At 68.8% G+C, this 22,806-nt stretch carries 21 protein-coding genes and 1 pseudogene; 11 read left to right on the top strand and 11 right to left on the bottom strand.

All coding sequences use genetic code 11. The annotated features are described in order from the left end of the window. Together QSG27_RS18055 and QSG27_RS18050 are read right to left on the bottom strand one after the other, a co-directional pair. Positions 1-388, bottom strand: a pseudogene (locus QSG27_RS18055) (hypothetical protein); the annotation flags it as partial. Between the two features lie 53 nt (positions 389-441). Further along, the gene (locus QSG27_RS18050; RefSeq protein WP_306708526.1) at positions 442-1,188 is read right to left on the bottom strand and encodes a phosphatase PAP2 family protein; all 747 of its coding nucleotides are present in this window, start codon (positions 1,186-1,188) and stop codon (positions 442-444) included. A 244-nt stretch (positions 1,189-1,432) separates the two neighbouring features. Here QSG27_RS18050 and ahcY point away from each other — a divergent pair, with 244 nt between their 5' ends. After that, positions 1,433-2,737 (top strand): adenosylhomocysteinase, encoded by a 1,305-nt coding sequence (gene ahcY / locus QSG27_RS18045; protein ID WP_306708524.1) that lies wholly within the window; start codon positions 1,433-1,435, stop codon positions 2,735-2,737. A 117-nt stretch (positions 2,738-2,854) separates the two neighbouring features. Here ahcY and QSG27_RS18040 read toward each other — a convergent pair whose 3' ends face one another. From QSG27_RS18040 to QSG27_RS18015, 6 genes are all read right to left on the bottom strand, one after another. Next, positions 2,855-4,051, bottom strand: coding sequence for a hypothetical protein (locus QSG27_RS18040; protein ID WP_306708523.1), 1,197 nt, complete (start codon positions 4,049-4,051; stop codon positions 2,855-2,857). An 864-nt stretch (positions 4,052-4,915) separates the two neighbouring features. Further along, a complete protein-coding gene (locus tag QSG27_RS18035) occupies positions 4,916-5,122 on the bottom strand; it encodes a DUF1656 domain-containing protein (RefSeq protein WP_306708521.1) in 207 nt (68 codons plus the stop codon). Next, positions 5,119-7,206, bottom strand: a complete 2,088-nt coding sequence (locus QSG27_RS18030) for an FUSC family protein (protein WP_306708519.1) — start codon at positions 7,204-7,206, stop codon at positions 5,119-5,121. Before QSG27_RS18030 ends, QSG27_RS18035 begins: the two co-directional genes overlap by 4 nt. Continuing rightward, a complete protein-coding gene (locus QSG27_RS18025; RefSeq protein ID WP_306708517.1) occupies positions 7,203-8,108 on the bottom strand; it encodes an efflux RND transporter periplasmic adaptor subunit in 906 nt (301 codons plus the stop codon). Before QSG27_RS18025 ends, QSG27_RS18030 begins: the two co-directional genes overlap by 4 nt. A 101-nt stretch (positions 8,109-8,209) precedes the next feature. Further along, positions 8,210-8,668, bottom strand: a complete 459-nt coding sequence (locus QSG27_RS18020) for a MarR family winged helix-turn-helix transcriptional regulator (RefSeq protein ID WP_306708515.1) — start codon at positions 8,666-8,668, stop codon at positions 8,210-8,212. 57 nt (positions 8,669-8,725) lie between these two features. Next, positions 8,726-9,625, bottom strand: coding sequence for a LysR family transcriptional regulator (locus tag QSG27_RS18015; protein ID WP_306708514.1), 900 nt, complete (start codon positions 9,623-9,625; stop codon positions 8,726-8,728). A 128-nt stretch (positions 9,626-9,753) separates the two neighbouring features. On the opposite strand from QSG27_RS18015, the gene QSG27_RS18010 reads away from it, so the two are divergent. Both QSG27_RS18010 and QSG27_RS18005 read left to right on the top strand, forming a co-directional pair. Next, complete coding sequence (locus tag QSG27_RS18010; protein ID WP_306708512.1) at positions 9,754-10,947, top strand: MFS transporter; 1,194 nt, start codon at positions 9,754-9,756, stop codon at positions 10,945-10,947. A 37-nt stretch (positions 10,948-10,984) separates the two neighbouring features. After that, on the top strand, positions 10,985-11,809 hold the full coding sequence (locus tag QSG27_RS18005; RefSeq protein WP_306708510.1) for an aldo/keto reductase: 825 nt from the start codon (positions 10,985-10,987) through the stop codon (positions 11,807-11,809). Between the two features lie 48 nt (positions 11,810-11,857). On the opposite strand, the gene hemH is transcribed toward QSG27_RS18005, so the two are convergent. Both hemH and QSG27_RS17995 read right to left on the bottom strand, forming a co-directional pair. Continuing rightward, positions 11,858-12,943: a ferrochelatase gene (gene hemH / locus QSG27_RS18000; RefSeq protein WP_306708508.1), complete on the bottom strand. Its 1,086-nt coding sequence runs from the start codon at positions 12,941-12,943 to the stop codon at positions 11,858-11,860. A gap of 123 nt (positions 12,944-13,066) precedes the next feature. Continuing rightward, positions 13,067-13,798, bottom strand: coding sequence for a GntR family transcriptional regulator (locus QSG27_RS17995; RefSeq protein ID WP_306708506.1), 732 nt, complete (start codon positions 13,796-13,798; stop codon positions 13,067-13,069). A 263-nt stretch (positions 13,799-14,061) separates the two neighbouring features. Here QSG27_RS17995 and QSG27_RS17990 point away from each other — a divergent pair, with 263 nt between their 5' ends. The 8 genes from QSG27_RS17990 to QSG27_RS17955 all read left to right on the top strand — a co-directional run bounded on the left by QSG27_RS17990 (position 14,062) and on the right by QSG27_RS17955 (position 22,407). Then, positions 14,062-15,066, top strand: coding sequence for an ABC transporter ATP-binding protein (locus QSG27_RS17990; RefSeq protein WP_306708504.1), 1,005 nt, complete (start codon positions 14,062-14,064; stop codon positions 15,064-15,066). A gap of 55 nt (positions 15,067-15,121) precedes the next feature. Next, positions 15,122-16,438 carry an ABC transporter substrate-binding protein gene (locus QSG27_RS17985; protein ID WP_306708503.1) on the top strand — a complete coding sequence of 439 codons (1,317 nt, stop codon included), beginning with the start codon at positions 15,122-15,124 and terminating at the stop codon, positions 16,436-16,438. 127 nt (positions 16,439-16,565) lie between these two features. Next, positions 16,566-17,489 carry an ABC transporter permease gene (locus QSG27_RS17980; protein WP_306708502.1) on the top strand — a complete coding sequence of 308 codons (924 nt, stop codon included), beginning with the start codon at positions 16,566-16,568 and terminating at the stop codon, positions 17,487-17,489. A 3-nt stretch (positions 17,490-17,492) separates the two neighbouring features. After that, a complete protein-coding gene (locus tag QSG27_RS17975) occupies positions 17,493-18,332 on the top strand; it encodes an ABC transporter permease (protein ID WP_306708500.1) in 840 nt (279 codons plus the stop codon). 17 nt (positions 18,333-18,349) lie between these two features. Continuing rightward, on the top strand, positions 18,350-19,096 hold the full coding sequence (locus tag QSG27_RS17970) for an aspartate/glutamate racemase family protein (RefSeq protein ID WP_306708498.1): 747 nt from the start codon (positions 18,350-18,352) through the stop codon (positions 19,094-19,096). A gap of 12 nt (positions 19,097-19,108) precedes the next feature. After that, positions 19,109-19,951 (top strand): GNAT family N-acetyltransferase, encoded by an 843-nt coding sequence (locus QSG27_RS17965; protein ID WP_306708496.1) that lies wholly within the window; start codon positions 19,109-19,111, stop codon positions 19,949-19,951. 119 nt (positions 19,952-20,070) lie between these two features. Then, the gene (locus tag QSG27_RS17960) at positions 20,071-22,044 is read left to right on the top strand and encodes an O-linked N-acetylglucosamine transferase, SPINDLY family protein (protein WP_306708494.1); all 1,974 of its coding nucleotides are present in this window, start codon (positions 20,071-20,073) and stop codon (positions 22,042-22,044) included. Positions 22,045-22,152: 108 nt separating this feature from the next. Continuing rightward, positions 22,153-22,407, top strand: coding sequence for a hypothetical protein (locus tag QSG27_RS17955; RefSeq protein ID WP_306708492.1), 255 nt, complete (start codon positions 22,153-22,155; stop codon positions 22,405-22,407). Here the strand turns inward: QSG27_RS17955 and QSG27_RS17950 are convergent. Continuing rightward, positions 22,377-22,806 (bottom strand): winged helix DNA-binding protein (locus QSG27_RS17950; protein WP_306708490.1); only part of this gene is annotated, 430 nt, incomplete at its 5' end. The genes QSG27_RS17955 and QSG27_RS17950 overlap by 31 nt on opposite strands.

Below are 22,806 nucleotides of genomic sequence, written 5' to 3'. Positions count from 1 at the left end.
AGATCGAGTTGAATTTCGGCATGTTCAGCGCCGGAGGCGGGGCCGGCGAAGGCGCCACCGCTGCCACGGGGGCCGCCGCGGGAATGGCCGCGGCTTCGGCCTCGATCTCGGCTTCGGCAGGCGCCGGGTGCCGCCCGGCGGCCTCGGCATGGGCCAGGGTGGTGGCCCAATCCACGATCAGCGTCCGGCACTCGCCGTCGAGCGTTTCGTAAACGCGCTTGGCCTCGTCCAGTTCACGGATGTTTTCCGATTCCAGCGTGCGGCTCAGCGCGCTGGACAGCAGCCGGAATTCCAGCACGCCCGGCACCCGGGCCTCGTCCACGGCGCGCTTCAAAACGCCGACGGCTTGCAGGGTTTCGCGGTCTAACGTGCTTCCGGACATCGACATGCTGTGGTTTCTACGGTTGAACCACCCGAAATATCGGCTAGGAGCGGGTGGGGTCAAGTGCGATCCGGCACCGTTCCGGCTTCATCCTCCGGTTCGACGGCACCGCGTCTTTGCAGCCACAGGGCGATCAGCCAGCACAGCGCGGCCCATCCCGCCCCGACGCACCAGCCCGCCAGAACGTCGGTCGGCCAGTGGACACCCAGATAGACGCGGCTGCACCCGACCAGCAGGGTCACCGTCATCGCGACGACCAGCACATAAGCCTTCTGCCGCTTGCGCTCGACGAAGCGCGCCAGCATCGCGCCCAGCGTCAGGAAGACGACCGCCGACAGCAGCGAATGGCCGCTGGGGAAGCTGGCGGTGAAAACGATGTCGCCGTGCGGGACGAGGTCCGGGCGCTCCCGCCCGATCTGGTTCTTCAGCAGGCCGCTGATGGCCATGCCGCCGCCGACCGACAGCAGCACCAGAAGCGACGCCCCGCGCTTTCCCTGAAGCAGCAGGAAGCCCAGCGCCACCGCGGTGATCAGCGACAGCACGGTGACGCTGCCCAGCGCCGTGACGTCGCGCGCCGCGTTCCGGAGCCAGGGCGGCCCCAACGGCGTTTCCGGGTCGCCCGCCACCCGCAGCGCCAGCAGAACCGCCCGGTCGAAGGCCGCCGTCTCGCCCTCGATCACCTCCCCGGCCAGCAGGGCGAAGGCCAGGATCAGCCCGGCGCTGACCGCCATGCCGACGAGAAGGGTCAGCTCGTGCCGGCCGAGCCGCGTCCAGAAGCCGGGTGCCTTCAATCCTGTCAACGCCATCGCCCGCCCCATGCCCCCCATCCGCCGCAGGGTGGTTATGGGAACGCCGATCCACGGGGAAAAGGTCCGCCATGGGAAACCGCGCCGGGCCGGTGCGGATCCGGCCGGACGGCAACCCCACAAACATAAAGATATCTTTATGCTTGCGGGGCTCCCAATGCGCTGCTACACCAGCGTCACAGCGGGCCGGTGCGCCCGCCCCTCATCATTGCCGTCCAGCAAACAGCCGCCCAGGAGACTCCCGATGGCCGCGCCCGCCAACTTCACCGACTACAAGGTCAAGGACATCAGCCTCGCCGAGTGGGGCCGCAAGGAAATCACCATCGCCGAGACCGAGATGCCCGGCCTGATGGCGCTGCGCGCGGAGTTCGGCGAGTCCAAGCCGCTGGCCGGCGCCCGCATCGTCGGCTGCCTGCACATGACCATCCAGACCGCCGTGCTGATCGAGACGCTGACCGCTCTCGGCGCGACCGTCCGCTGGTCGTCCTGCAACATCTTCTCGACCCAGGACCAGGCCGCTGCCGCCATCGCCGCCGCCGGCATCCCGGTCTTCGCCTGGAAGGGCGAGACGGAGGAGGAGTTCTGGTGGTGCATCGAGCAGACCCTGCGGGGTCCGGACGGCTGGGTCCCGAACATGATCCTGGACGACGGCGGCGACGTCACCCAGATCATGCACGACAAGTATCCGGAGATGCTGAACGAGGTCCGCGGCCTGTCCGAGGAGACCACCACCGGCGTCCACCGTCTCTATGAGATGATGAAGAAGGACACGCTGAAGGTTCCGGCCATCAACGTGAACGACAGCGTCACCAAGTCGAAGTTCGACAACCTCTATGGCTGCCGCGAGTCGCTGGTCGACGGCATCAAGCGCGCCACCGACGTGATGGTGGCCGGCAAGGTCGCCGTGGTCGCCGGCTACGGCGACGTGGGCAAGGGCTCCGCCGCCTCGCTGCGCTCGCAGGGTGCGCGCGTCCTGGTGACCGAGATCGACCCGATCACCGCCCTCCAGGCCGCCATGGAAGGCTATCAGGTCGTCACGATGGACGAGGCCGCCCCGCAGGGCGACATCTTCGTCACCGCGACCGGCAACGTGGACGTGATCACGCTGGACCACATGCGCGCCATGAAGGACCGCGCCATCGTCTGCAACATCGGCCACTTCGACAGCGAGATCCAGATCGAGGCCCTGCGCAACTACGCCTGGGAAGAGGTCAAGCCGCAGGTCGACGAGGTCGTGTTCCCCGACGGCAAGCGCCTGATCGTCCTGGCCCAGGGCCGTCTGGTGAACCTGGGCTGCGCCACCGGCCACCCGAGCTTCGTGATGAGCGCGAGCTTCACCAACCAGGTGCTGGCCCAGATCGAGCTGTGGAAGAACCACGCCAGCTACGAGAACAAGGTCTACGTCCTGCCGAAGCACCTGGACGAGAAGGTCGCCCGCCTGCATCTGGACAAGATCGGCGCCAAGCTGACCACGCTCTCCGCCAAGCAGGCCGAGTACATCGGCGTGAAGGTCGAAGGCCCGTTCAAGCCGGACCACTACCGCTACTAAGCGGACCGGACGGATCGGAATGGAAAGGGCCGCCCTCCGGGGCCAGCCCCTCGGACTAGGTGTTGATACTTGGGCGGCTCTGTTTTTCAGGGCCGCCCTTGCCGTGTGAGGGCTGGGCTACAGGGCAGGACGGAGGCCATCGCGCACGTCGAAGTAGAGGATGTCTTCCATCCGGACCGGTCCCTTTGCGAGACCGAGTCGCATGGCTGGCGTTTCCTTCGTGCCACGAGGCCCGACGTAGTTGTGCCACACGGAGAAGATGAACAAGACCTTGGCGAGCATTATCGGATTGTAGGGCGCGTTGATGTGCCAGATGGCACGCCCCCGGCGAGGTGAACTGATGCCGCGCTCAACCAGACGCAGGCGTCGCCGCATCTGAGCGAAGACCGAATCAACGGGCCACAACGTGGCGCGCAGAAGCCGCCGAGCGACCTTGGCATCGTCGTAATCATCCATATCCGTCGTGAAACGGACCTTCTTGTCCGGTTCAGCGAAATCTGGGAACAGCAGGTCTATCACGACGTCCTGCAGTTTCCTGTGGGGTAGCGGGCTTGTCGCCCGGGCCGTGGCAACCCGAGTTTCCGCAACAGCCCGGCGGACCTCCCAGTCGGCCAACCCCGGATGGGCGGCCTTGTCCACGGCGAACCGCTGTTCCGCGTCGTGTTGCTTCGCTCGGCGCTGATCGATCGTAAGGTCCTTCGCGATCGACACTTGGAAGATGTCGGCGGTTCGGGTCGCGACCCGGTCAGCGAAGGCGCCCAAACAGGCAACCGGCATACTGCCGTCTTCGTCCATGAAGAAGTTGAGATGGGCGGCTCCGCCCAGCAGATAGCGCAGGAAATGAAAATGACCGTGCAGGTCATACTGCCCGGCGATGAGAACGCCCTGGGCGGGCAATTGGTCGTCCACCGTCAGACCGCTGCCCGCTTGCCCGGCTTCCCGCAGATAGCGGGCCTCGGTCCAGTAATGAGCGTAGGTCTGCATATGTTCGGGCTTGGCGTCGTCGCCGACCGCGGCGCGCAATTCCTCGACCTCCGATATTGTCGTCTCCGGGTCGTGCCCCAGCGACGGACCGAAGAGATACCTGCTCTGGCATTCGACGCTGGCGGTGCCGTTGATGAGCACCTGCTTGCGGACCCGCCGGGCCGGCCAGTTCACGAGGTAAGTCTGCTGATCGGTGCAGATGTCGAGTCGGTCGAACGTCATCTCCGGAAGCCGACGTTCCCTCTCGGCGACGAACAGGCGGCATTGCCGGTGAATGAAGTCAATTTTGTCGTAGACGGTCCCGTCGCCGCAGCCGAGAATTTCGGCCATTCGGCTCGGTCCGGTCGCGTTCATGAGCAAACGGAACGCGCTGATGTTGAGGTGATGCCGTTTCTGGCGACGGTTGGGGCCACCGATGGACACCGTAGCTTTGCAGGCCCGGCACCGCCACCGGTGAGAACCGGACGCCGTCCTGCCGAAGCGCTGGAATCTGGCTTCGACCTCGTGTGTTGCGAAGACCTCGGTGGCGTTCTTGCAACTGGGCGTGCTACACCGGACAGGAGACAACGGAGCGAGATAACGTCGTAGGCGCTCGAACTCTGCCTTGACCGCACTGTTGCTTTTGAGGTTCGCGCCGGACCCGCAATCGGCGCATCTGATGGCGGCAACTCCACCGCTGCCGACGACCGTGTACTTGTCCGCGCGGCGGGAGCCTCGCCCAGCGCCTGAGCTGACGAGCGCTGGCCAGACCCCGAAGTTGCTGCATCCCGGTGTCCGGCAGTGGTTTACTTGAATACCGCCTTCTGGAGCAGGGATATTCCTCGGGCGACTTGCCGGAGAAATCCCCGGCATGGAATGGCTAGCTTGACCGGAAGTATTCCCGAGCCCGCTGTCGTGCCCTGTCCCCTCGGAATCCGCCATTTCGCCGTCCCAGAGTCAACGCCCGCCCCCAATCGGTAGAAAAACCGAAAGGGGTGCGAGCGTCAACACCTAGTCCGAGGGGCTGGCCCTCCGGGGCGGCCCTTTTCGCGTTCGGAGGAAACCCCGGACGGACCGCCACTTCGCTTGACAAACTGTTATATCACCGGTAACCGATACGTCTCTAAACCTTCGGGTTTGGATGGGAACGGGTGGTTCGGGGCGTGGGAGGGAGACCCATAACAATAAGCGCCCCGATCCGCCTCCCCTTCCCCCTCACCGCAACCAGGCGGTCAGCGCCGTCAGCGCGCTCAGCACCAGCACATACAGCGCCAGATCGAACAGCGGCGGGTGCCAGACCCAGCCGTAGAACCCCACCGCGCGCAGGCCGCGCCGCAGCAGGCCCGACACGAACCAGGCCACGACGGCCAGGATCAGCAGCGGGGGGATGAACAGCCCGTAGACGTCGATTTCGCCGATCATGCGGTCACCGGTTCGCGGGAGGCTTCGCTCGAGGATTCGGGGGCGGCGAAGGTCAGGTGCGGGAACAGGGCGCGGCGCAGGCCGGCCAGCGCGATCACCGCCCGGTCGCGCTCCGCCGAACGGGGCTTGGCGGACAGGTTGGACAGGGCCGAGTCCATCATCGGCAGGAGCTCCGCCGGGGCCGTGCCGAGCCGGCGGCTGGACAGGCCGCGGAAATGCTGCCCCACCGCCCCCAGAAGCCGCGCCACATGGGGCGCCGCCGGACCGCCCAGCGCGCGGCGGGCGCGTTGCAGCTCCGCCACGTTCAGCCCGACCCGCAGGTCGTTCACCGCGTCCGCCGCGGCCAGATCCCGCTGCGGACCGGCCAGCGCCAGCCGGGAGGACAGCAGCCCCACCCGGTCCAGCATCCGGCTCTCGAAGCTGCCCACGGGAATGCCCGAGCGGGCGGCGGTCATCGCGGCGATCTCTTGCCAGCCGGCGCGGAGCAGGCGCCGGGCGCTCCAGGCCGCCCCCACGGAGCGGCAGAGCCGGGTCACCAGCAGCGCCGTGGCGATCCCCACCACCTGCGCCACGTTGCTGTTCAGGAAGGACGCGAAATCGCCCGTCCCGAGGTCGAGCAGACTGAGGGAGCCGACCACCCCCATCAGCAGGGCCATCGCCTTGCCCATGGTCGCCGGGCGCGCCACGAAGACCCCCAGAACCAGGAAGGTCGGGGCGAGGCCCAAAACCAGCATGGGGAAGCTGTCGAAGGACGGCAGCACGACCAACAGATAGAAGGCGGCCAGCGGCACCGACAGCAGCGTGAAGACCAGGAACAGCCGGATGCCCGGCGCCGGATCGTCCAGCGAGGCGAAGAAGCAGCAGAAGACCGCCGTCATCATCGCCGCCGCCGACCCCGACGACCAGCCCGTGCCGATCCAGAAGGCGCAGACCGCCGCGATCCCCAGCAGGGCCGCGAAGCCCGACCACAGCGCCATGCCGGCGTCCAGATGGAAGACGTCGCGCGAGCGGCGGCGCGTCAGCGGGTCGAGACGCTCCGGCAGGCTGCTCTTGCCGTCGCGGATGTGCGCCCGCAGGTCGCGGCAGTCCTGGTGGATGTCCACCAGCGACCGCAGCCGGGTCAGCAGGTTGAGCAGCGTCGCCTCCCGCCAGCCGGTGCCGTCGCCGATGGCCGGCGACAGCCGGGCGATCTCCGCGCGCAGGCGGTCGGCATCGCCCTCCGCCGCGTCGCCCTGCACCTTTTCGTCGGCGACCCAGCGGCTCAGATCGGCCAGCAGGGCGGAAACCTCGGCGGGCAACTGGCCGCGCAGGGCGTCCAGCCGGTCCTCGATCCCGGCGGCCAGAGGCAGCAGATAGGCCATGCGGTCCTGCATCGCCCGCACCGCCCGGGTCATCCAGCGCACCTCCGACGTGTCGTAGGGCAGATGGGTCGCCATGACGCGCAGTTCGGTGATGTCGCGGGCCAGCTTCTGGCGGTCCTGCGCGGCGGCCGCATTTCTGGATTCGGGCTGGCCGGACAGCGCCTCCAGCGTCCAGCGCTCGGCGTCGCGCAGCGTGGCGTCCAGGCGGCCGAGCAGCGCCGGCCCGACGCTTTGCGGGAAGACCACGCTGTGCACCATGGTGGCGCAGAGGATGCCGATCAGGATCTCCTCCACGCGGGCCAGACCGCTGTCGAAGATGGTGGACGGGTCGGTCACCGCGGGAAAGCCGATCAGCCCGATGGTGTAGCCGGCCAGCATGAAGAGATAGCTGCGCGGCGTGCGGTCGAGCAGCGAGATGAACAGGCAGACCGCCACCCACAACCCCAGCGCCAGGGTCAGCAGCTCCGGCGAATCGGCAAGCGCCGGCACCAGCGCGATCGCCCCGGCGGAGCCCAGCGCGGTCCCGGCGACGCGGAAGACCGCCTTCGACCGCACCGCGCCCGACAACGGGCCGGACACGACATAGGCGGTCGCCATCGCCCAGAAGGGCCGCGGCAGCCCCATGGAGAAGGCGATGTAGAGCGCCGCCATCGCCGCCGCGAAGGCTTTGACCGAGAACAGCGCCTCGTTGAGCGAGAACAGCTTCACGGCGGGAAACGTCATTGCTCGGCCACCCGCTTCGCGGGCGCCCCCTGCTCCGTATCCCGCACCACCTCCACCGTCACGGTGCGCCCGGCGACGAGGTCGCGGGGGTCCGGCACTTCGTCCAGCGCGATGCGCACGGGGATGCGCTGGGCCAGCCGGACCCAGTTGAAGGTGGGGTTGACGTTGGGCAGCAGGCCGGTGCCCTCGGTGCGGTCGCGGTCCACGATGGCGTGGGTCACGCTGTCCACCCGGCCCGTGAGCCGTTCCGGCTCGCCCATGATGGTGACGCGGACCGGATCGCCGATGCGGATGCGCGGAAGCTTGGTTTCTTCGAAATAGCCGACGACGTAGAAGGAATGGCGGTCGATCACCGCGACCACCGGCTGGCCCGCCGTCACGTAGTTGCCGGCCTTGAGCTGGAGGTTGGTGACGAAGCCGTCCACCGTCGCCCGCACCTCCGTCCGCTCCAGGTTGAAGCGGGCGAGGTCGAGGGCGGCCTCCATCTGCCGGGCGGCGGCGGCGGCCTTCGCCTGGGCGGAGGCGACCTCCTGCCGCTGGGCGGTGGAGACCACGTTGTTGCCGAGCTGGGCGTAACGGTCGGCCTCGGCCTTGCGGAAGGACAGCTCGGCGCGGGCGCTTTCCAGATTGGCCTCGGCCTGCGCGACGGCCAGACGGTAGCGGCTGGGGTCCACGACGAACAGCACGTCGCCCTTCCGGACCGCCTGGTTGTCGGTGACCCGGACCTCCGTCACCAGACCGGCCACGTCGGAGGACACCTGCACCACGTCGGCCCGCACCCGCCCGTCACGGGTCCAGGGCTGGTTCATGTAGTAGTCCCACAGCCACCAGCCGCCGCCGACGGCGCCCAGCGTGACGGCCAGCGTGACCGTGACCCGAATCAGGAGGGAAAAGAGTTTCACCGTGTTCGTCCTTGCGCTCCGGCAGCGGAGCCGGGAGCGGTGGTTGCAAATTCGACCCTCACCCGCCCCGGGAGAGGGGAATTCCACTGCAATAACCCCGGTCAGCCCTTCATGGCCCGGGCGTTCGACTCGATCGCCGACATGACCCGAACCGCGCCCGCGATCTCCGGGCCGGATGCGCCCTGAAGCAGGCGGCGGCGCACGTCGTTCAGCGCCGTGTTCACGCGGGCCAGCAGGTCGCGGCCCTCGTCCGTCAGGTGCAGGGTCTTGGCCCGCCGGTCGTCCGGGGCCTCCCGACGCTCGACCAGCTTCGCGGCCTCCAGGCTGTCGAGCAGCCGGACCAGCGAGGGGCCTTCCACCCCCATCTCCTCCGCTAGCTCGCGCTGGCGCATCCCGTCGCCGAGTTCGTTCAGAAGCATCAGCGGCGAAATGACCGAGGAGGAGAAACCGCTCTCCGCCAGCACCTTGTTCGCCTCCCGCCGCCACAGATGGGCGGCGCGGAACAGATGGATGCCGAAGTTGGACGGGAAGTCCGGAGCGGGAGGGTCATTCGATTGCATGCCTATTTAATAGCTTTACTATCGAATTTTGACAAGAAGACCCCGCCCACAGCTCGGTCATTGCAGGCATGCGCGCAGGCGGGGCGTCATGAAATCCAGAAAGGCGCGGACCCGGTGGGGCACCCGCTCCCGCCCGGTGTAGACGGCGTGGATTTCCTCGCTGTCCACCAGCACCGCGTCCAGAACGCTGACCAGCCGCCCGGCGGCGAGGTCGGCGCGGATGTGGTATTCGGCCAGCCGCGCCAGCCCGAGGCCGAGCAGGGCCATGTGGCGCACCGTCTCGCCGTTGTTGGCGACGATGCGCGTGTCGATCTCGCGGTCCACCAGCCGCCCGCCGGACTTCAGCGGCCAGACCGCGGCGGCGCGGCGGAAGTTGAAGCCCAGGCAGTCGTGACGCTCCAGGTCGGCGGCGCTCTCCGGGATGCCCATGCGGTCCAGATAGCCCGGCGCGGCGACGATCCGGCGCCGCACGTCGCCCAGCCGCACCGCCAGCAGCGCGGAGTCGGACAGCCGCCCGGCGCGGAAGGCGACGTCGGTCCGCGCGGCGTAGAGGTCCACCACCTCGTCGGTCAGGGTCAGGTCCAGCCGGATGCCCGGATAGTCCCGCGTGAAGTCCGGCAGCAGCGGCAGCACGCAATGCCGCCCGAAGGGCACCGACACGCTGATGCGGATCAGCCCGGTGGGAGACCGCGCGCCGCCCGCCACCTCCGCCTCCATGGCGTCGAGTTCGGCCAGCAGGCTTTCTGCCCGCTCCCGGTACAGGTCCCCCTCCGCGGTCAGGCGCAGCCGGCGGGTGGAGCGCTCGACCAGCCGCACGCCGAGCCGCTCCTCCAGCCGGGTCACCAGCTTGGCGGTGGAGGACGGCGTCATGCCGACCTCCCGCCCGGCGGCGCTGAAGCTGCCGAGTGCCGCGACGCGCAGGAAGACCCTCATGTCCCAGGCGCGGCTGTCGCTCATCGGGGTGCCCTTCCGTCGATCTTGTCATTCAATGACACGATCATGCGAAAAGAGACGGCATTCCGCATCCCGTCCTTTTGGCTCATCTGATGCGTCCTGCACAGCCCGCATGGATGGAGCCTTCAGTCATGCCACTCGCACTGCTGGCGCTGGCGATCAGCGCCTACGCCATCGGAACGACGGAGTTCGTCGTCGTCGGCCTGCTGCCGACCGTCGCCACCGACCTGAACGTCAGCCTGCCGCTGGCCGGGATGGTGGTCAGCGTCTACGCGCTGGGCGTCACCGTCGGCGCCCCGGTCCTGACCGCGCTGACCGGGCGTCTGCGGCGCAAGCCGCTTCTGCTCGGCCTGATGGGCCTTTTCGTCGCCGGCAACCTGCTGGCCGGGGTCAGCCCCGATTACGAGACGCTGCTGGCCGCCCGCGTGCTCAGCGCCTTCGCGCACGGCGTCTTCTTCTCGGTCGGATCGACCATCGCCGCCGATCTGGTGCCGGAGGACAAGCGCGCCTCGGCCATCGCCATGATGTTCTCCGGCCTGACCGTCGCCATCGTCACCGGCGTGCCGATGGGCACCTGGATCGGCCAGCATTTCGGCTGGCGCGCCACCTTCCTGGCGGTGTCCACCCTGGGCGTGGCCGGCGCGCTGGGTGTCGCCGCCCTGGTCCCGGCGAAGCTGAGCCAGCCGCCCGCCGCCGGTCTCGCCGCCCAGGTCCGCGTCCTGGCCAGCCCGCGCCTGCTGCTGGCCTTCGCCATCACGGCGCTGGGCTATGGCGGGACCTTCGTCGCCTTCACCTATCTGGCGCCCATCCTGGAGACGATCACCGGCTTCTCCAGCGGCACGGTCAGCCTCGTCCTGGTGCTTTACGGCGCGGCCATCGCGGTCGGCAACATGGTGGGCGGCAAGGTCGCCAACCGCCGCCCGGTGCGTGCGCTCGCCTGGCTGTTCGCCCTCCAGGCCGCCGTTCTGGTCGTCTTCACCTTCACCGCCTCCAGTCCGGTTCCGGCCCTCGTCACGCTGGCCGGCATGGGCGCTCTGGCCTTCGCCAACGTGCCGGGGCTCCAGCTCTACGTCGTGCAACTGGCGCAGCGCCACGCGCCGGGCGCGGTGGACGTGGCCTCGGCCCTGAACATCGCCGCCTTCAACCTGGGCATCGCCGCCGGCGCCTTCTTCGGCGGGCGGGTGGTGGACAGCGCGCTCGGCCTTGCGGCAACGCCGTGGGTGGGTGGGCTGTTCGTCCTGGGCGGGCTGGCGCTGACGCTGCTGAGCGGCGCGCTGGACCGCAAGGACGAGCGCCGCGGCGGCGCCATCGCCCAGCCGGCCTGATACACTCACCGAACCGCATTCGAGAGGATCGAAACCGATGCACACCGTGACCGCCAACGGCGCCTCCATCCCCGCCCTGGGTTTCGGCACCTTCCGCATGAGCGGCCCCGACGTGCTGCGCATGGTGCCGGAGGCCCTGAAACTCGGCTTCCGCCACATCGACACCGCCCAGATCTACCGCAACGAAAGCGAGGTCGGCGAGGCCGTCAAAGCGTCCGGCCTGCCGCGCGGCGACGTCTTCCTGACCACCAAGGTCTGGGTCAGCAACTACCGGGCGGAGGATTTCCACCGCTCGGTGGACGAAAGCCTGGCGAAGCTGCGGACCGATTACGTGGACCTGCTGCTGCTCCACTGGCCGAACGAGGCCGTTCCGCTCGCCGAGCAGATCGCGGCGCTGAACGTCGTCCGGGCCGCCGGCAAGACCCGCCACATCGGCGTCAGCAACTTCAACCGCAAGCTTCTGGACGAGTCCGCACGCCTCAGCGCGGCGCCCATCGTCACCAACCAGATCGAATACCACCCTTACCTGGACCAGTCGGTGATGCTGGAGGCGGCGCGGCGCCACGGCCAGTCCGTCACCGCCTATTACGCCATGGCCGACGGGAAGGTCTTCAAGGACCCGGTGCTGGCCGACATCGCCGCCCGGCTGGGCAAAAGCGCGGCCCAGGTGGTTCTGCGCTGGCTGGTGCAGCAGGACGGGGTGGTGGCCCTGTCGAAGACGGTCGGCGAGAAGCGCGCCGCGGAGAATCTCGCCATCTTCGATTTCGCGCTGACGGACGCGGACATGGCGGCCATCCACGGCCTCGCCCGCCCCGACGGGCGGATCGTCAACCCGGACGGTCTGGCGCCCGTATGGGATTGAGGAGCCCCGCGTCCGCGCCCCTCCCCCCGAAGGGAGGAAGGAAACGGGTCACGCGGTGATCCGGTCCTCCGCGTCGCTCTTCATCCCCACGGCGGGCCCATCGACCCAGCCGCCCAATTCCCGTTCCACGATGTCCGCCAGGAAGGCGATGTGGTCCGGATGGTCGTTCAGGCAGGGGACGTAGCTGAAGCGTTCCCCGCCCGCGGCCATGAAGGCGTCCTTCACCTGGAAGCGGATCTCCTCCAGCGTCTCCACGCAGTCGGCGGAGAAGCCCGGCGCGATCACCGCGATCTTGGTCTTGCCGGCGCGGGCCAGCTCCTCCACCGTCTTGTCGGTGTAGGGCTTCAGCCACTCGGCCTTGCCGAAGCGCGACTGGAAGCTGTACTGCACCCGTCCCGGTTCCCAGCCCAGCCGGTCGGCCAGAAGGCGCGTCGTCGCCACGCAGAAGCAGTGGTAGGGGTCGCCGCGGTCCAGATAGGCTTTCGGCAGGCCGTGGAAGCTCGCCAGCAGCACGTCGGGGGTGTGATCCAGCGCCGCGATGTGCCGCACCACCGACCGCGCCAGCGCCTCGATGTAGCCCGGTTCGCCGTGATAGGCGGGGACGGTGCGCACCGCCGGCTGCCAGCGCATCGTCATCAGCTTGCGGAACGCCTGATCGTTCGCCGTGGCCGTGGTGGTCGCCGAATATTGCGGGTAGAGCGGGAACAGCAGGATGCGGTCGCAGCCCTGCTCCTTCAACCGCTCGATGGCCGGACCGACCGCCGGTTGGCCGTAGCGCATGGCCCAATCGACCACCACCGCCCCGCCGTGCCGCGCCGCCAGCGCCGCCGCCACGCCGTCCGCCTGGGCGCGGGTGACCGTCTTCAGCGGGCTTTCGTTCCGCTCCTCGTTCCAGATGCTTTTGTAGGCGTGGCCGCTCTTGCCCGGACGCACGGTCAGGATGATGCCGTTCAGGACCGGCCACCAGACCGCCTTCGGCACCTCGATCACGCGGGGGTCGGACAGGAATTCCTTCAGGTAGCGGCGCATCGACCAGTAATCGGTCGCCTCCGGCGTCCCGAGGTTCATCAACAGCACACCGACGCGGCGCGCGGGAACCGGCGGATGGTCGGCGGGCTTGGGTATCGGATTCATGATGCTCGGTCACCTCGATGTCGCGGCGGGCAGCATAGTAGCGGGCGGGCCGGGCCGGAAGCAGCCCTTTGTCCCTATGCGGGCGATAAGCGGGCGCTATCACCCGTCCATCCGGACAGTTATCTACGTTCGATCCGCGAAAACGGATTTCAGATCGACCGCGCCGTCCGGCCGCGCATCGAGGTCGAGCTGCCGCTCCACCCCGTCGAGATGCTCCATCATCAGGCGCAGCGCCTCGCCCGGCGGCCCGGATTCCAGCGCTTCCACGAAGCGCCGGTGCTCGGTGGCGGAGCAGGAATGGGACGACCGCCGTTCGAAGGCCGCGATGGCAAGGCTGGAGCGGTCGATCAGGTCGGCCAGGATGCCGGCCAGCGTCGCGTTCCCGGCGAAGTCGGCCAGCAGCAGATGAAACTGCCCCGACAGGCGGATCAGCGCCATGCGGTCGCCGGCCCGGTCGGCCTCCTCCTCCCGCGCCAGATGGGCGCGCAGCTTGGCCGACATCTCGTCCGGCAGGGGACGGCGGATGCGCTCCAGCGCCTCCACCACGGCGCGCTCGATCACTTGGCGGGCTTCGAACACCTCGCGCGCCTCCCGCGCGGTGGGCTTGGCGACGAAGGCGCCGCGGTTGGGGATCAGCGTCACCACCCGCCGCTGTGCCAGCAGGAGCAGCACCTTGCGCACCCGCTCCCGGCTGACCCCGAACACCTCGGCCAGGCTCTCCTCGGCCAGCTTGGTGCCGGGCGGCAGACGGCGGTCGGCGATGGCCTCGCCGATGCTGCGGACGATGCGGGCCTCCGCCCCCTCTCCGCGCCCCCGGACGGCGCGGCGGGACGCGCTCAGGACAGTCTTCATCATGGCACAGGCGCTGTTCAATCCAACGCCGCGGATTGTGCACAAAACGGACCAGAGGGGAAACGCAGCCGCCGCGCCCTGCCCATGCATCGTGCACAGCCCACCCATGCACAATTTCGCGCCACAGCGCCGAAATCCTGACCAATCGCCGATTTGCACCGCCGGAAATCCGCAGGAATCCGCCATTCCTGTACTGGCATGGAACTTGCGGACATCCCCGGCAGCCGCAACCGGCCCCACGGATTGTGCACAAATCGGAGAAGGTCATGAGCACCGGATCGACCACTGCCGGATCGACCGTCGAGCTGGTGAAGCTGCGCAAGTCCTACGGCTCCACCGTCGCCGTGGACGGCATCGACCTGCGCATCGCCGCGGGCGCCTATTGCTGCCTGCTCGGCCCCAGCGGCTGCGGCAAGACCTCCACGCTGCGCATGATCGCCGGGCATGAGGACATCTCCGACGGCGACCTGCTGATCGGCGACAGGGTCGTGAACGCGGAGCCGCCGGCCCGCCGCGGCACCGCCATGATGTTCCAGAGCTACGCGCTGTTCCCGCATCTCGACTGCACCGACAACGTTGCCTTCAGCCTGAAGATGAAGGGCGTCTCCAGGGAGGAGCGGCGCCGCCGCGCGCGGGAGATGCTGGACCTCGTCCACATGTCCCAGTACGCGGACCGGCTGCCCGCCCAGCTTTCGGGCGGCCAGCAGCAGCGCGTGGCTCTGGCCCGCGCGTTGATCACCCGGCCCGGCGTGCTGCTTCTGGACGAACCGCTGTCGGCGCTCGACCCCTTCCTGCGCATCCGCATGCGGGAGGAGCTGAAGCGCCTGCACACGGAGCTGGGAATCACCTTCGTCCACGTCACCCACAGCCAGACCGAGGCGATGGCGCTGGCCGACCTCGTGGTGGTGATGAGCCAGGGCCGGATCGAGCAGGCCGGTCCCCCGCGCGAGGTGTTCAACCAGCCGCGCACCGCCTTCGTCGCCCGCTTCATCGGCGGCCACAACGTGGTGGACGATGCCGCGGGCCGCTGGGCCGTTCGCGCCGACCGCATCCTGCTGGGCCAGCCGGAGGGCGCCGACCACGCGGTGCAAGGCACGGTCCGCGCGCTGGAGTACCACGGCGCGTCGGTCCACCTGACGCTCGACGTGCCGGGTGCGGAGGATTTCGCCGTGGTGCTGGACGAATCCCGTTTCTACGACGCCCCGCTCTCCATCGGCGACCGCGTGACCGCGGGCTGGAAGGCGCGCGACGTGCACCCCCTGGTTTCCTGATCCATCCCCAGAACCGACCGACCATAACCGACCGACCACACTGGAGGCACAGAGCATGACCGAGACGCGCACCGGCTCGCCCCTTTCCGCCGGGACCACCAAGGGCGTCAGCCGCCGCACGCTGCTGAAGGACACCGCCGCCGCCGCGGGTGTGGCCATCGGGTCGGGGGCGATCACCGGCTTCCCCACCATCTGGGCGCAGAACATCAAGAACGTCACCCTGCGCCAGTTCGGCACCGGCGTGTCGAACCTGAACGCCGTCGCCGACAAGGTGAAGGAGGATCTGGGCTTCACGCTGCAGATGACCGCGCTCGACAGCGACGCGGTGGCCCAGCGCGCGGTGACCCAGCCGAAGTCCTACGACATCGCCGACATCGAATACTGGATCTGCAAAAAGGTCTTTCCGGCGGGCGTGATGCAGCCGATGGACGTCAAGAAGATCAAGAACTTCGACAAGATCGTCCCGATCTTCGTCAACGGCAAGCTGACCCCGGACAGCGCCGTCGCCCAGGGCACCGCCCCGCACACCGTCGGCTTCGTGGAAGGCAAGGACAGCATCAAGTTCGCCAAGTCGGCCACCCAGTGGATGACGCTGATCCCGACCATCTACAACGCCGATACGCTGGGCATCCGCCCCGATCTGGTGGGCCGCCCGATCACCAGCTGGACGGACCTGCTGGACCCCGCCTTCAAGGGCAAGGCGTCGATCCTGAACATCCCCTCCATCGGCATCATGGACGCCGCCATGGTCTGCGAGGCCATGGGCGAGGTGAAGTACGGCGACAAGGGCAACATGACCAAGGAGGAGATCGACAAGACCATCAAGATCATGACCGACGCCAAGAAGGCCGGCCAGTTCCGCGCCTTCTGGAAGACCTTCGACGAGAGCGTGAACCTGATGTCGTCGGGCGAGGTCATCATCCAGTCCATGTGGTCGCCCGCCGTGGCGGCCGTGCGCGCCAAGGGCATCCCCTGCGTCTACCAGCCGCTGAAGGAAGGCTACCGCGCCTGGGGCGGCGGCCTCGGCATCGCCAAGCATCTGAGCGGGTTGGAGCTGGAGGCCGCCTATGAATACATCAACTGGTACCTGTCGGGCTGGGTCGGCGCCTATCTGAACCGCCAGGGCTATTACTCCGCCGTGCTCGACACCGCGAAGGAGCACATGTCGGCGGACGAATGGGCCTTCTGGATGGAGGGCCAGCCGGCCAAGACCGACATCCTCAGCCCCGAAGGCAAGGTGATGGAGAAGGCCGGCGCCGTGCGCGACGGCGGGTCGTTCAAGGACCGCATGGGCCGCGTCGCCTGCTGGAACGCGGTGATGGACGAGGACCGCTACATGGTCCGCAAGTGGAACGAGTTCATCGCGGCGTAAGGCGCAACTGCGTTTGCCCCCACCCTCCCGCTTCGCGGGTCCCTCCCCTGCGACAGCGGGGGAGGGTCGGGGCAGGGGCAAAACTCCCCCACAACAGCACTTCCCCACGGCAACGGACCCCTCCGCTATGACCGTCACCGCCGTCCCACCCGAAGCGTCGAGCGCGTCCGCGGCACCGCGGGGCGGCGGGGTGCGCCGTTCCGTGCTGCGCCGGGCCGTCCCCTATCTCCAGGCCGGTCCGCTGGCGCTGACGCTTCTGGTCTTCCTGCTGATCCCCATCCTGACCATCGTCGCGGTCAGCTTCTGGGACTACGACAGCATCCGCATCTACCCGGACTTCGTGCTGACCAATTACGAGGAGCTGCTGACCTCCCCGGTCACCTGGAAGACCTACCTGAACACGGTGAAGTTCGCGGCGCTGACCTGGGTCATCACGCTGCTGATCGGCTTCACGGTCGCTTATTTCCTGGCCTTCCACGTCCAGTCCACGACCTGGCAGATGGTGCTGTTCCTGGTCTGCACGATCCCCTTCTGGACCTCCAACATCATCCGCATGATCTCGTGGATTCCCTTCCTGGGGCGCAACGGGCTGCTGAATTCCGGCCTGATCTCCGCCGGGCTGATCGACCGGCCGCTGGAGTTCCTGCTGTTCTCCGACTTCGCGGTGGTGCTGGCCTTCGTGCACCTCTACGCGCTGTTCATGGTGGTGCCGATCTTCAATTCGATGATGCGCATCGACCGCGCCCTGGTCGAAGCGGCGCGCGACGGCGGCGCCAGTGCCGCGCAGGTGGTGTGGAACGTCATCCTGCCGCTGGCCAAGCCGGGCATCGCCATCGGCTCCATCTTCGTCGTCACGCTGGTGATGGGCGACTTCATCACCGTCCGGCTGATGAGCGGCGGGCAGAGCGCCTCCATCGGGCTGATGATCGCCAACGAGATTTCGCTGCTCCAATACCCCGCCGCCGCGGCGAACGCGGTCGTCCTGCTGGCCGTCGTCCTCATCATGGTCGTGGCGATGCTGCGCATCGTCGACATCCGCAAGGAGCTCTGAGCGATGACCGGCAACAGCAACCGCCGCGGCCTGTCCTTCTACCTGCTTGCCGCCTTCTTCGGGCTGTTCGTGCTGTTCCTCTACGGGCCGATCGCCACCATCACCATCCTGTCCTTCCAGGGGCCGGAGGGCGGGCTGACCTTCCCGATGAACGGGGTGTCCATCCACTGGTTCCGGAACCTGTTCGAGCAGCAGGCGGTCGGCGATTTCGGCGGGTCCTTCCGCCGCTCCATCGCGCTGGGGCTGACGGTGATGGTGCTGACGGTGCTGTTCTCGCTGCTCGCCGGCTTCGCCTTCCGCCGCCGCTTTCCGGGCAGCGGGGCGCTGTTCTATCTGGCGGTGGCGAGCCTGATCGTGCCGTCCATCCTGGTCAGCCTGGGCATCGGCCTGCTGTTCAACATCCTGGGCATCGAGCCGGCCTGGCACAGCTCCGCGCTCGGCGCGCATCTGACCTGGACGCTGCCCTTCGGCCTGCTGATCGTCTTCGCCATCTTCAACCGCTTCAACTCGGCCTACGAGGAGGCGGCGCGCGACCTCGGCGCCACGCCCTGGCAGACGGTGCGGCATGTGGTGCTGCCCATCCTGCTGCCCAGCCTGATCGGCGTCGGACTGTTCGGCTTCACCCTGTCCTACGACGAGTTCGCGCGGACGCTGATGACCGCCGGGTCCTTCAACACCCTGCCGCTGGAGATCTACGGCATGACCACCAACGTCACGACGCCGGTGCTCTACGCGCTGGGCACGCTGACGACGCTGTTCTCCTTCACGGTGATCGGCCTGTTCCTGGCCGGGGTGGCCATCCTGCGCCGCCGCCGGCTGCGGCGCACCGGCGCGGCCCGTTGAGAGGCAAAGGACCAACCATGCGCATCCTGGTCGTCAACCCCAACACCACCGCCTCCATGACCGAGAAGGCCGCCGCCGCGGCCCGCGCCGTCGCGGCGCCCGGAACGGAGATCGTCGCCGCCAACCCCGCCATGGGTCCCGCCAGCATCGAGGGCTATTACGACGAGGCCCTGGCCGTCCCCGGTCTGCTGGAGGTCATCGCCGCCCACGAGCGCGCCGCGCCCGGCATCGACGGCACGGTGATCGCCTGCTTCGACGACGTGGGGCTGGACGCCGCGCGCTGCCTGTCCGCCGCGCCCGTGGTCGGCATCTGCGAGGCGGCGATGAAGACGGCCACCCTGCTGGGCGGGCGGTTCAGCGTGGTCACCACCATGCCGCGCTCCGTCCCGGCGCTGGAGCATCTGGCGGAGCGCTACGGCGTCGCCGGGCGCTGCCGGGTGCGCGCCGCGGGCGTGCCGGTGCTGGCGCTGGAGGACCCGGCGTCCGGCGCGGTCGAGCGGGTGCGCGAGAGCATCCGCCACGCCATCGCGGAGGACCGGGCGGAAAGCGTCGTGCTGGGCTGCGCCGGCATGGCCGATTTGGCACGCGCCCTGACCGCGGAGATGGGCGTGCCGGTGGTGGACGGCGTGACCGCCGCGGTGAAGCTGGTGGAGGGGCTGGCCGTGCTGGGCTTGCGCACGGGCAAGACCGGCGGCTACGCTTTCCCCCTGCCGAAACCCTATGCCGGGGACATGGCGCGCTTCGCCCCCGCCCCGCAGCCCTGACGGGAGAGCCCCATGGAAGGCTACCGCGTGCGCGTGATGAGCCGGGCCGAGTTGGATCTGGCCGTGGACTGGGCGAAGGCGGAGGGCTGGAACCCCGGCCTGCACGACGCCGGGGCCTTTCACGCGGTGGACCCGGACGGCTTCCTGATCGGGGAGCTGGACGGCGAGCCGGCGGCCTGCATCTCCGTCGTGCGCTATCCCGAGAACTTCGGCTTCCTCGGCTTCTACATCGTGCGGCCGGACCTGCGCGGGCGCGGCCTCGGCTGGGATCTGTGGCGGGCGGGGCTGACGCATCTGGAGGGCTGCACCGTCGGGCTCGACGGGGTGGTCGCGCAGCAGGACAATTACCGCAAATCCGGCTTCGCCCTGGCTTACCGCAACATCCGCTACGGCGGCGCGCCGCCCGCCGGAACCTCGTCCGCCGCGGCGCTGGTGGACGCGCGGACGGTGCCCTTCGACCGGCTTCTGGAGTGGGACCGCGCCCTGTTCCCGGCACCGCGCGCCGGTTTCCTGTCCAACTGGATCACCCTGCCCGGCGCCACTGCGCTCGCCGCCCTTCACGACGGGGATGTGCGGGGCTTCGGGGTGATCCGTCCCTGCCACACGGGCAGCAAGATCGGCCCGCTCTACGCCGCCGACCGCGGCACGGCGCGCGATCTGGCGCTGGCGCTCGCCGCCACGGCGGGCGACGGCCCGGTCTTTCTCGACGCGCCGGAGGTCAACCGGGAGGCCGTCCTGCTGGCGGAGGAACTGGGCCTGACCCCGCAATTCGAAACCGCGCGCATGTATCTCGGCCCCGCCCCCGCCATCGACACGGCCCGCCTCTACGGCGTGACGACGTTTGAACTGGGGTGAGGCACGCCGGGCTGTTCCGCCGAGAAGCCGCCCTTCGCCATGGACGCGGTTCTGGCGGACGGTCTACTCTCCCCGGCGTTGCATCTTTCCCGGCCACAACCGCGCGTGATTGTCGATCCATGACGGACAGCCGTTCCCCCCGGCCATCGGTGACCCAGGCCCTGACCCTCCACACCGATGGCCGCACCACCGAAGCGGAAGCGGCGTACCGTCAGATCCTGGACCGCGAGCCGCGGAACGCCGACGCATGGCATTTGCTGGGCGTGCTGCGCTCCGAACAGGGCGACCATGACTCCGGCATCGCCTTCATCCGGACCGCCCTGTCGATCCAGGAGGCGCCGGAGTACCACCTGAACCTCGGCTCCTCCCTGCTGGCCTTGGAACGGATGGAGGAGGCCATGGGGGCCTTCATGGCCGCCCTGCGCCTCAGCCCGGACAAGGCCGACATCCATTTCCAGATGGGCAACCTGTTCCGCGCCCGGCGCCTGCCCAACGAAAGCGTCGCCGCCTACCGCAAGGCCATCGCGCTGCGGCCGGGTTTCGCCGAGGCCCTCAACAACCTCGGCTCCCTCCTCATGGAGGTCGGCGATGCCGAAGCCGCCGTCGCCGCCTTCGCCGAAGCGATCCAGTCCGATCCGGCCAACGCCGGGTCCCATTGCAACCTCGGCTACGCCCTGGACACGCTGAACCGCCTTGGCGAAGCGGCGGCGGCCTACAGCGTCGCCCTGACCTTCCAGCCCGATTTCGCCCTTGCCTGGTCCAACCTCGGCAACACCCTGAAGGGGCTGGGGCGTCTGGAACGGGCCCTCGCCGCCTACCGTTCGGCGCTGACGCACCGTCCGGATTTCCCCATGGCGCGCAGCAACCTCCTGATGGCACAGCATTACGCGCCGGAGTTCACCAACGCCGACTTCCTGGCCGCCGCCCGGGAGTGGGCCATCCGTGACGGCGACGGGCCCCCTTTGGCCGCCCCGGCGGTCCGCGACACCGATGAGGCCCGTCCCCTCCGCGTCGGATACGTCTCCAGCGATTTCAACAGCCATCCCGTCGGCTATTTTCTGGAAAACGTCCTGAAGACGCACGACCGTTCGGCGGTTACCGCCTTCGGCTACGCCAACAACAGCCGGATCGACCATGTGACGGAGCGCCTGCGCGCGGCGGCGGGCGGGTGGCGCCCGATCGTCGGGATCGGCGACGAGGCGGCAGCCGATCTGATCCGGCAGGATGGAATCGACATTCTGGTCGATCTGTCCGGCCACACGGGAAACAACCGCCTGCCCCTGTTCGCCCGGCGGCCCGCCCCCGTCCAGGTGAGCTGGCTCGGCTATTTCGGGACGACCGGCCTGCCGGGCATGGACTGGATCATCGCGGACCGCCACGTCCTGCCGCCGGGAGAGGAGCGCTACTTCACCGAGAAGGTCTGGCGCCTTCCCGGCAGTTATCTGTGCTTCACGCCGCCGACGGAGGAGGTCGCGGTCGGTCCGCTTCCCATGCTCGGCGGCGGGCCGGTCACGCTCGGCGCCTTTCACAACCGGGCGAAGATCACCCCGAGCACCGTCGCGTTGTGGGCGCGGACCCTGGCCGCCCTGCCGCAGGCCCGCCTGCTGGTGAAGTCCCGGGAGTTCAACGATTCCGGCGTGCGTCAGGCCCTGCGCGACCAGTTCGCCACGCACGGCATCGCGCCCAACCGGCTGCGCATGGAAGGATGGTCGCCGCGGGCGGAGTATCTCGGCAGCCACAACCGCATCGACATCGCGCTTTCCCCCACCCCCTTCGGCGGCGGCACGACGACGGCGGAAAGCCTGTGGATGGGCGTGCCGGTGGTGACCCTGCGCGGCGACCGCTGGGCCGGGCGCATCGGGGTCAGCTTCCTGGAGACGCTGGGCCTTGCCGACCGGCTCGTGGCCGCCGACCCGGACGATTACGTCGCCAAGACCGCCGCCCTCATCGGCGATCCGTCCGCCCTGGCCGGCCTGCGTTCGGGCCTGCGGGAAACCCTGCTCCACTCCCCTCTCTGCGACGCCCCGGCCTTCACCCGGTCGCTGGAGGAGGCTTTCCGATCCATGTGGAACGCCCGGAAACGGGAGCCGTAAGGATGCCGCGGGCGTGCCAAAGGAAGTCCTTCCGATACGCCCTGGGACACCGGCGCCCGTCATGCGTTGTTGGATCGACGACGCAGCGGAAGCGAGGCCGAGACGCCGATGATGAAGGATCCCAAGCAGATCGCCCGGGTTGCCCTGCAATCGGCCCGCGTCAATGTCGAGGTCTATGAGGTCTGCGGCCTGATCGACGCGCCGGCGGCCACCGGCCTGCGTTACAAGATCGCCGTGCAGGCCGGCGACGTGAACGGCGACGCGTGCCGCTTCCCGTCCTGCGCCTGCCCCTGGCCGGACTGCTCCCGGCAGGCGGAAGCGGCGGCGGACGGTCAGCCCAGCGGGCCGACATTCTCCACGTAACGCTTCATGGCGGCCACGCCCTCTTCGGTCAGCTCGATGAAGACGCGGCGCCCGTCCTTGTCGTCGGCGATGCGCCGGACCAGCCCGCGGTCGTACAGGTCGGCGATGCGCCGCAGCGCCGTGGTCTGCGCCACCCCGGACGCGATGCACAGCGACGACACGGAAATCCGCCGCCCCTGAAGGTGGTTGATCATCAGATCCAGCAGCATGTCCCAGCAGGGGTCCTCGAACAGCCCCTTTGGGAAGAATTTCTCGCGGGCGGCGCGCTTGCGCCGGATCGCCGTCAGGATGCCCAGGCTGTCCGGCTCGCCGCCCTCGCCGACCGGTTCGGCGGCGGGTGGAGCCGCCACGGACGCCGCGACAGCGCGCGAGGCCGGGACGAAGGGCATCACCCGGGCC

Source organism: Azospirillum isscasi (genome assembly GCF_030849505.1).
Classification (GTDB): Bacteria; Pseudomonadota; Alphaproteobacteria; order Azospirillales; family Azospirillaceae; genus Azospirillum; species Azospirillum isscasi.
Note: the sequence above shows the minus strand (reverse complement) of the source record. Positions and strands in the feature narration are given on the sequence as shown.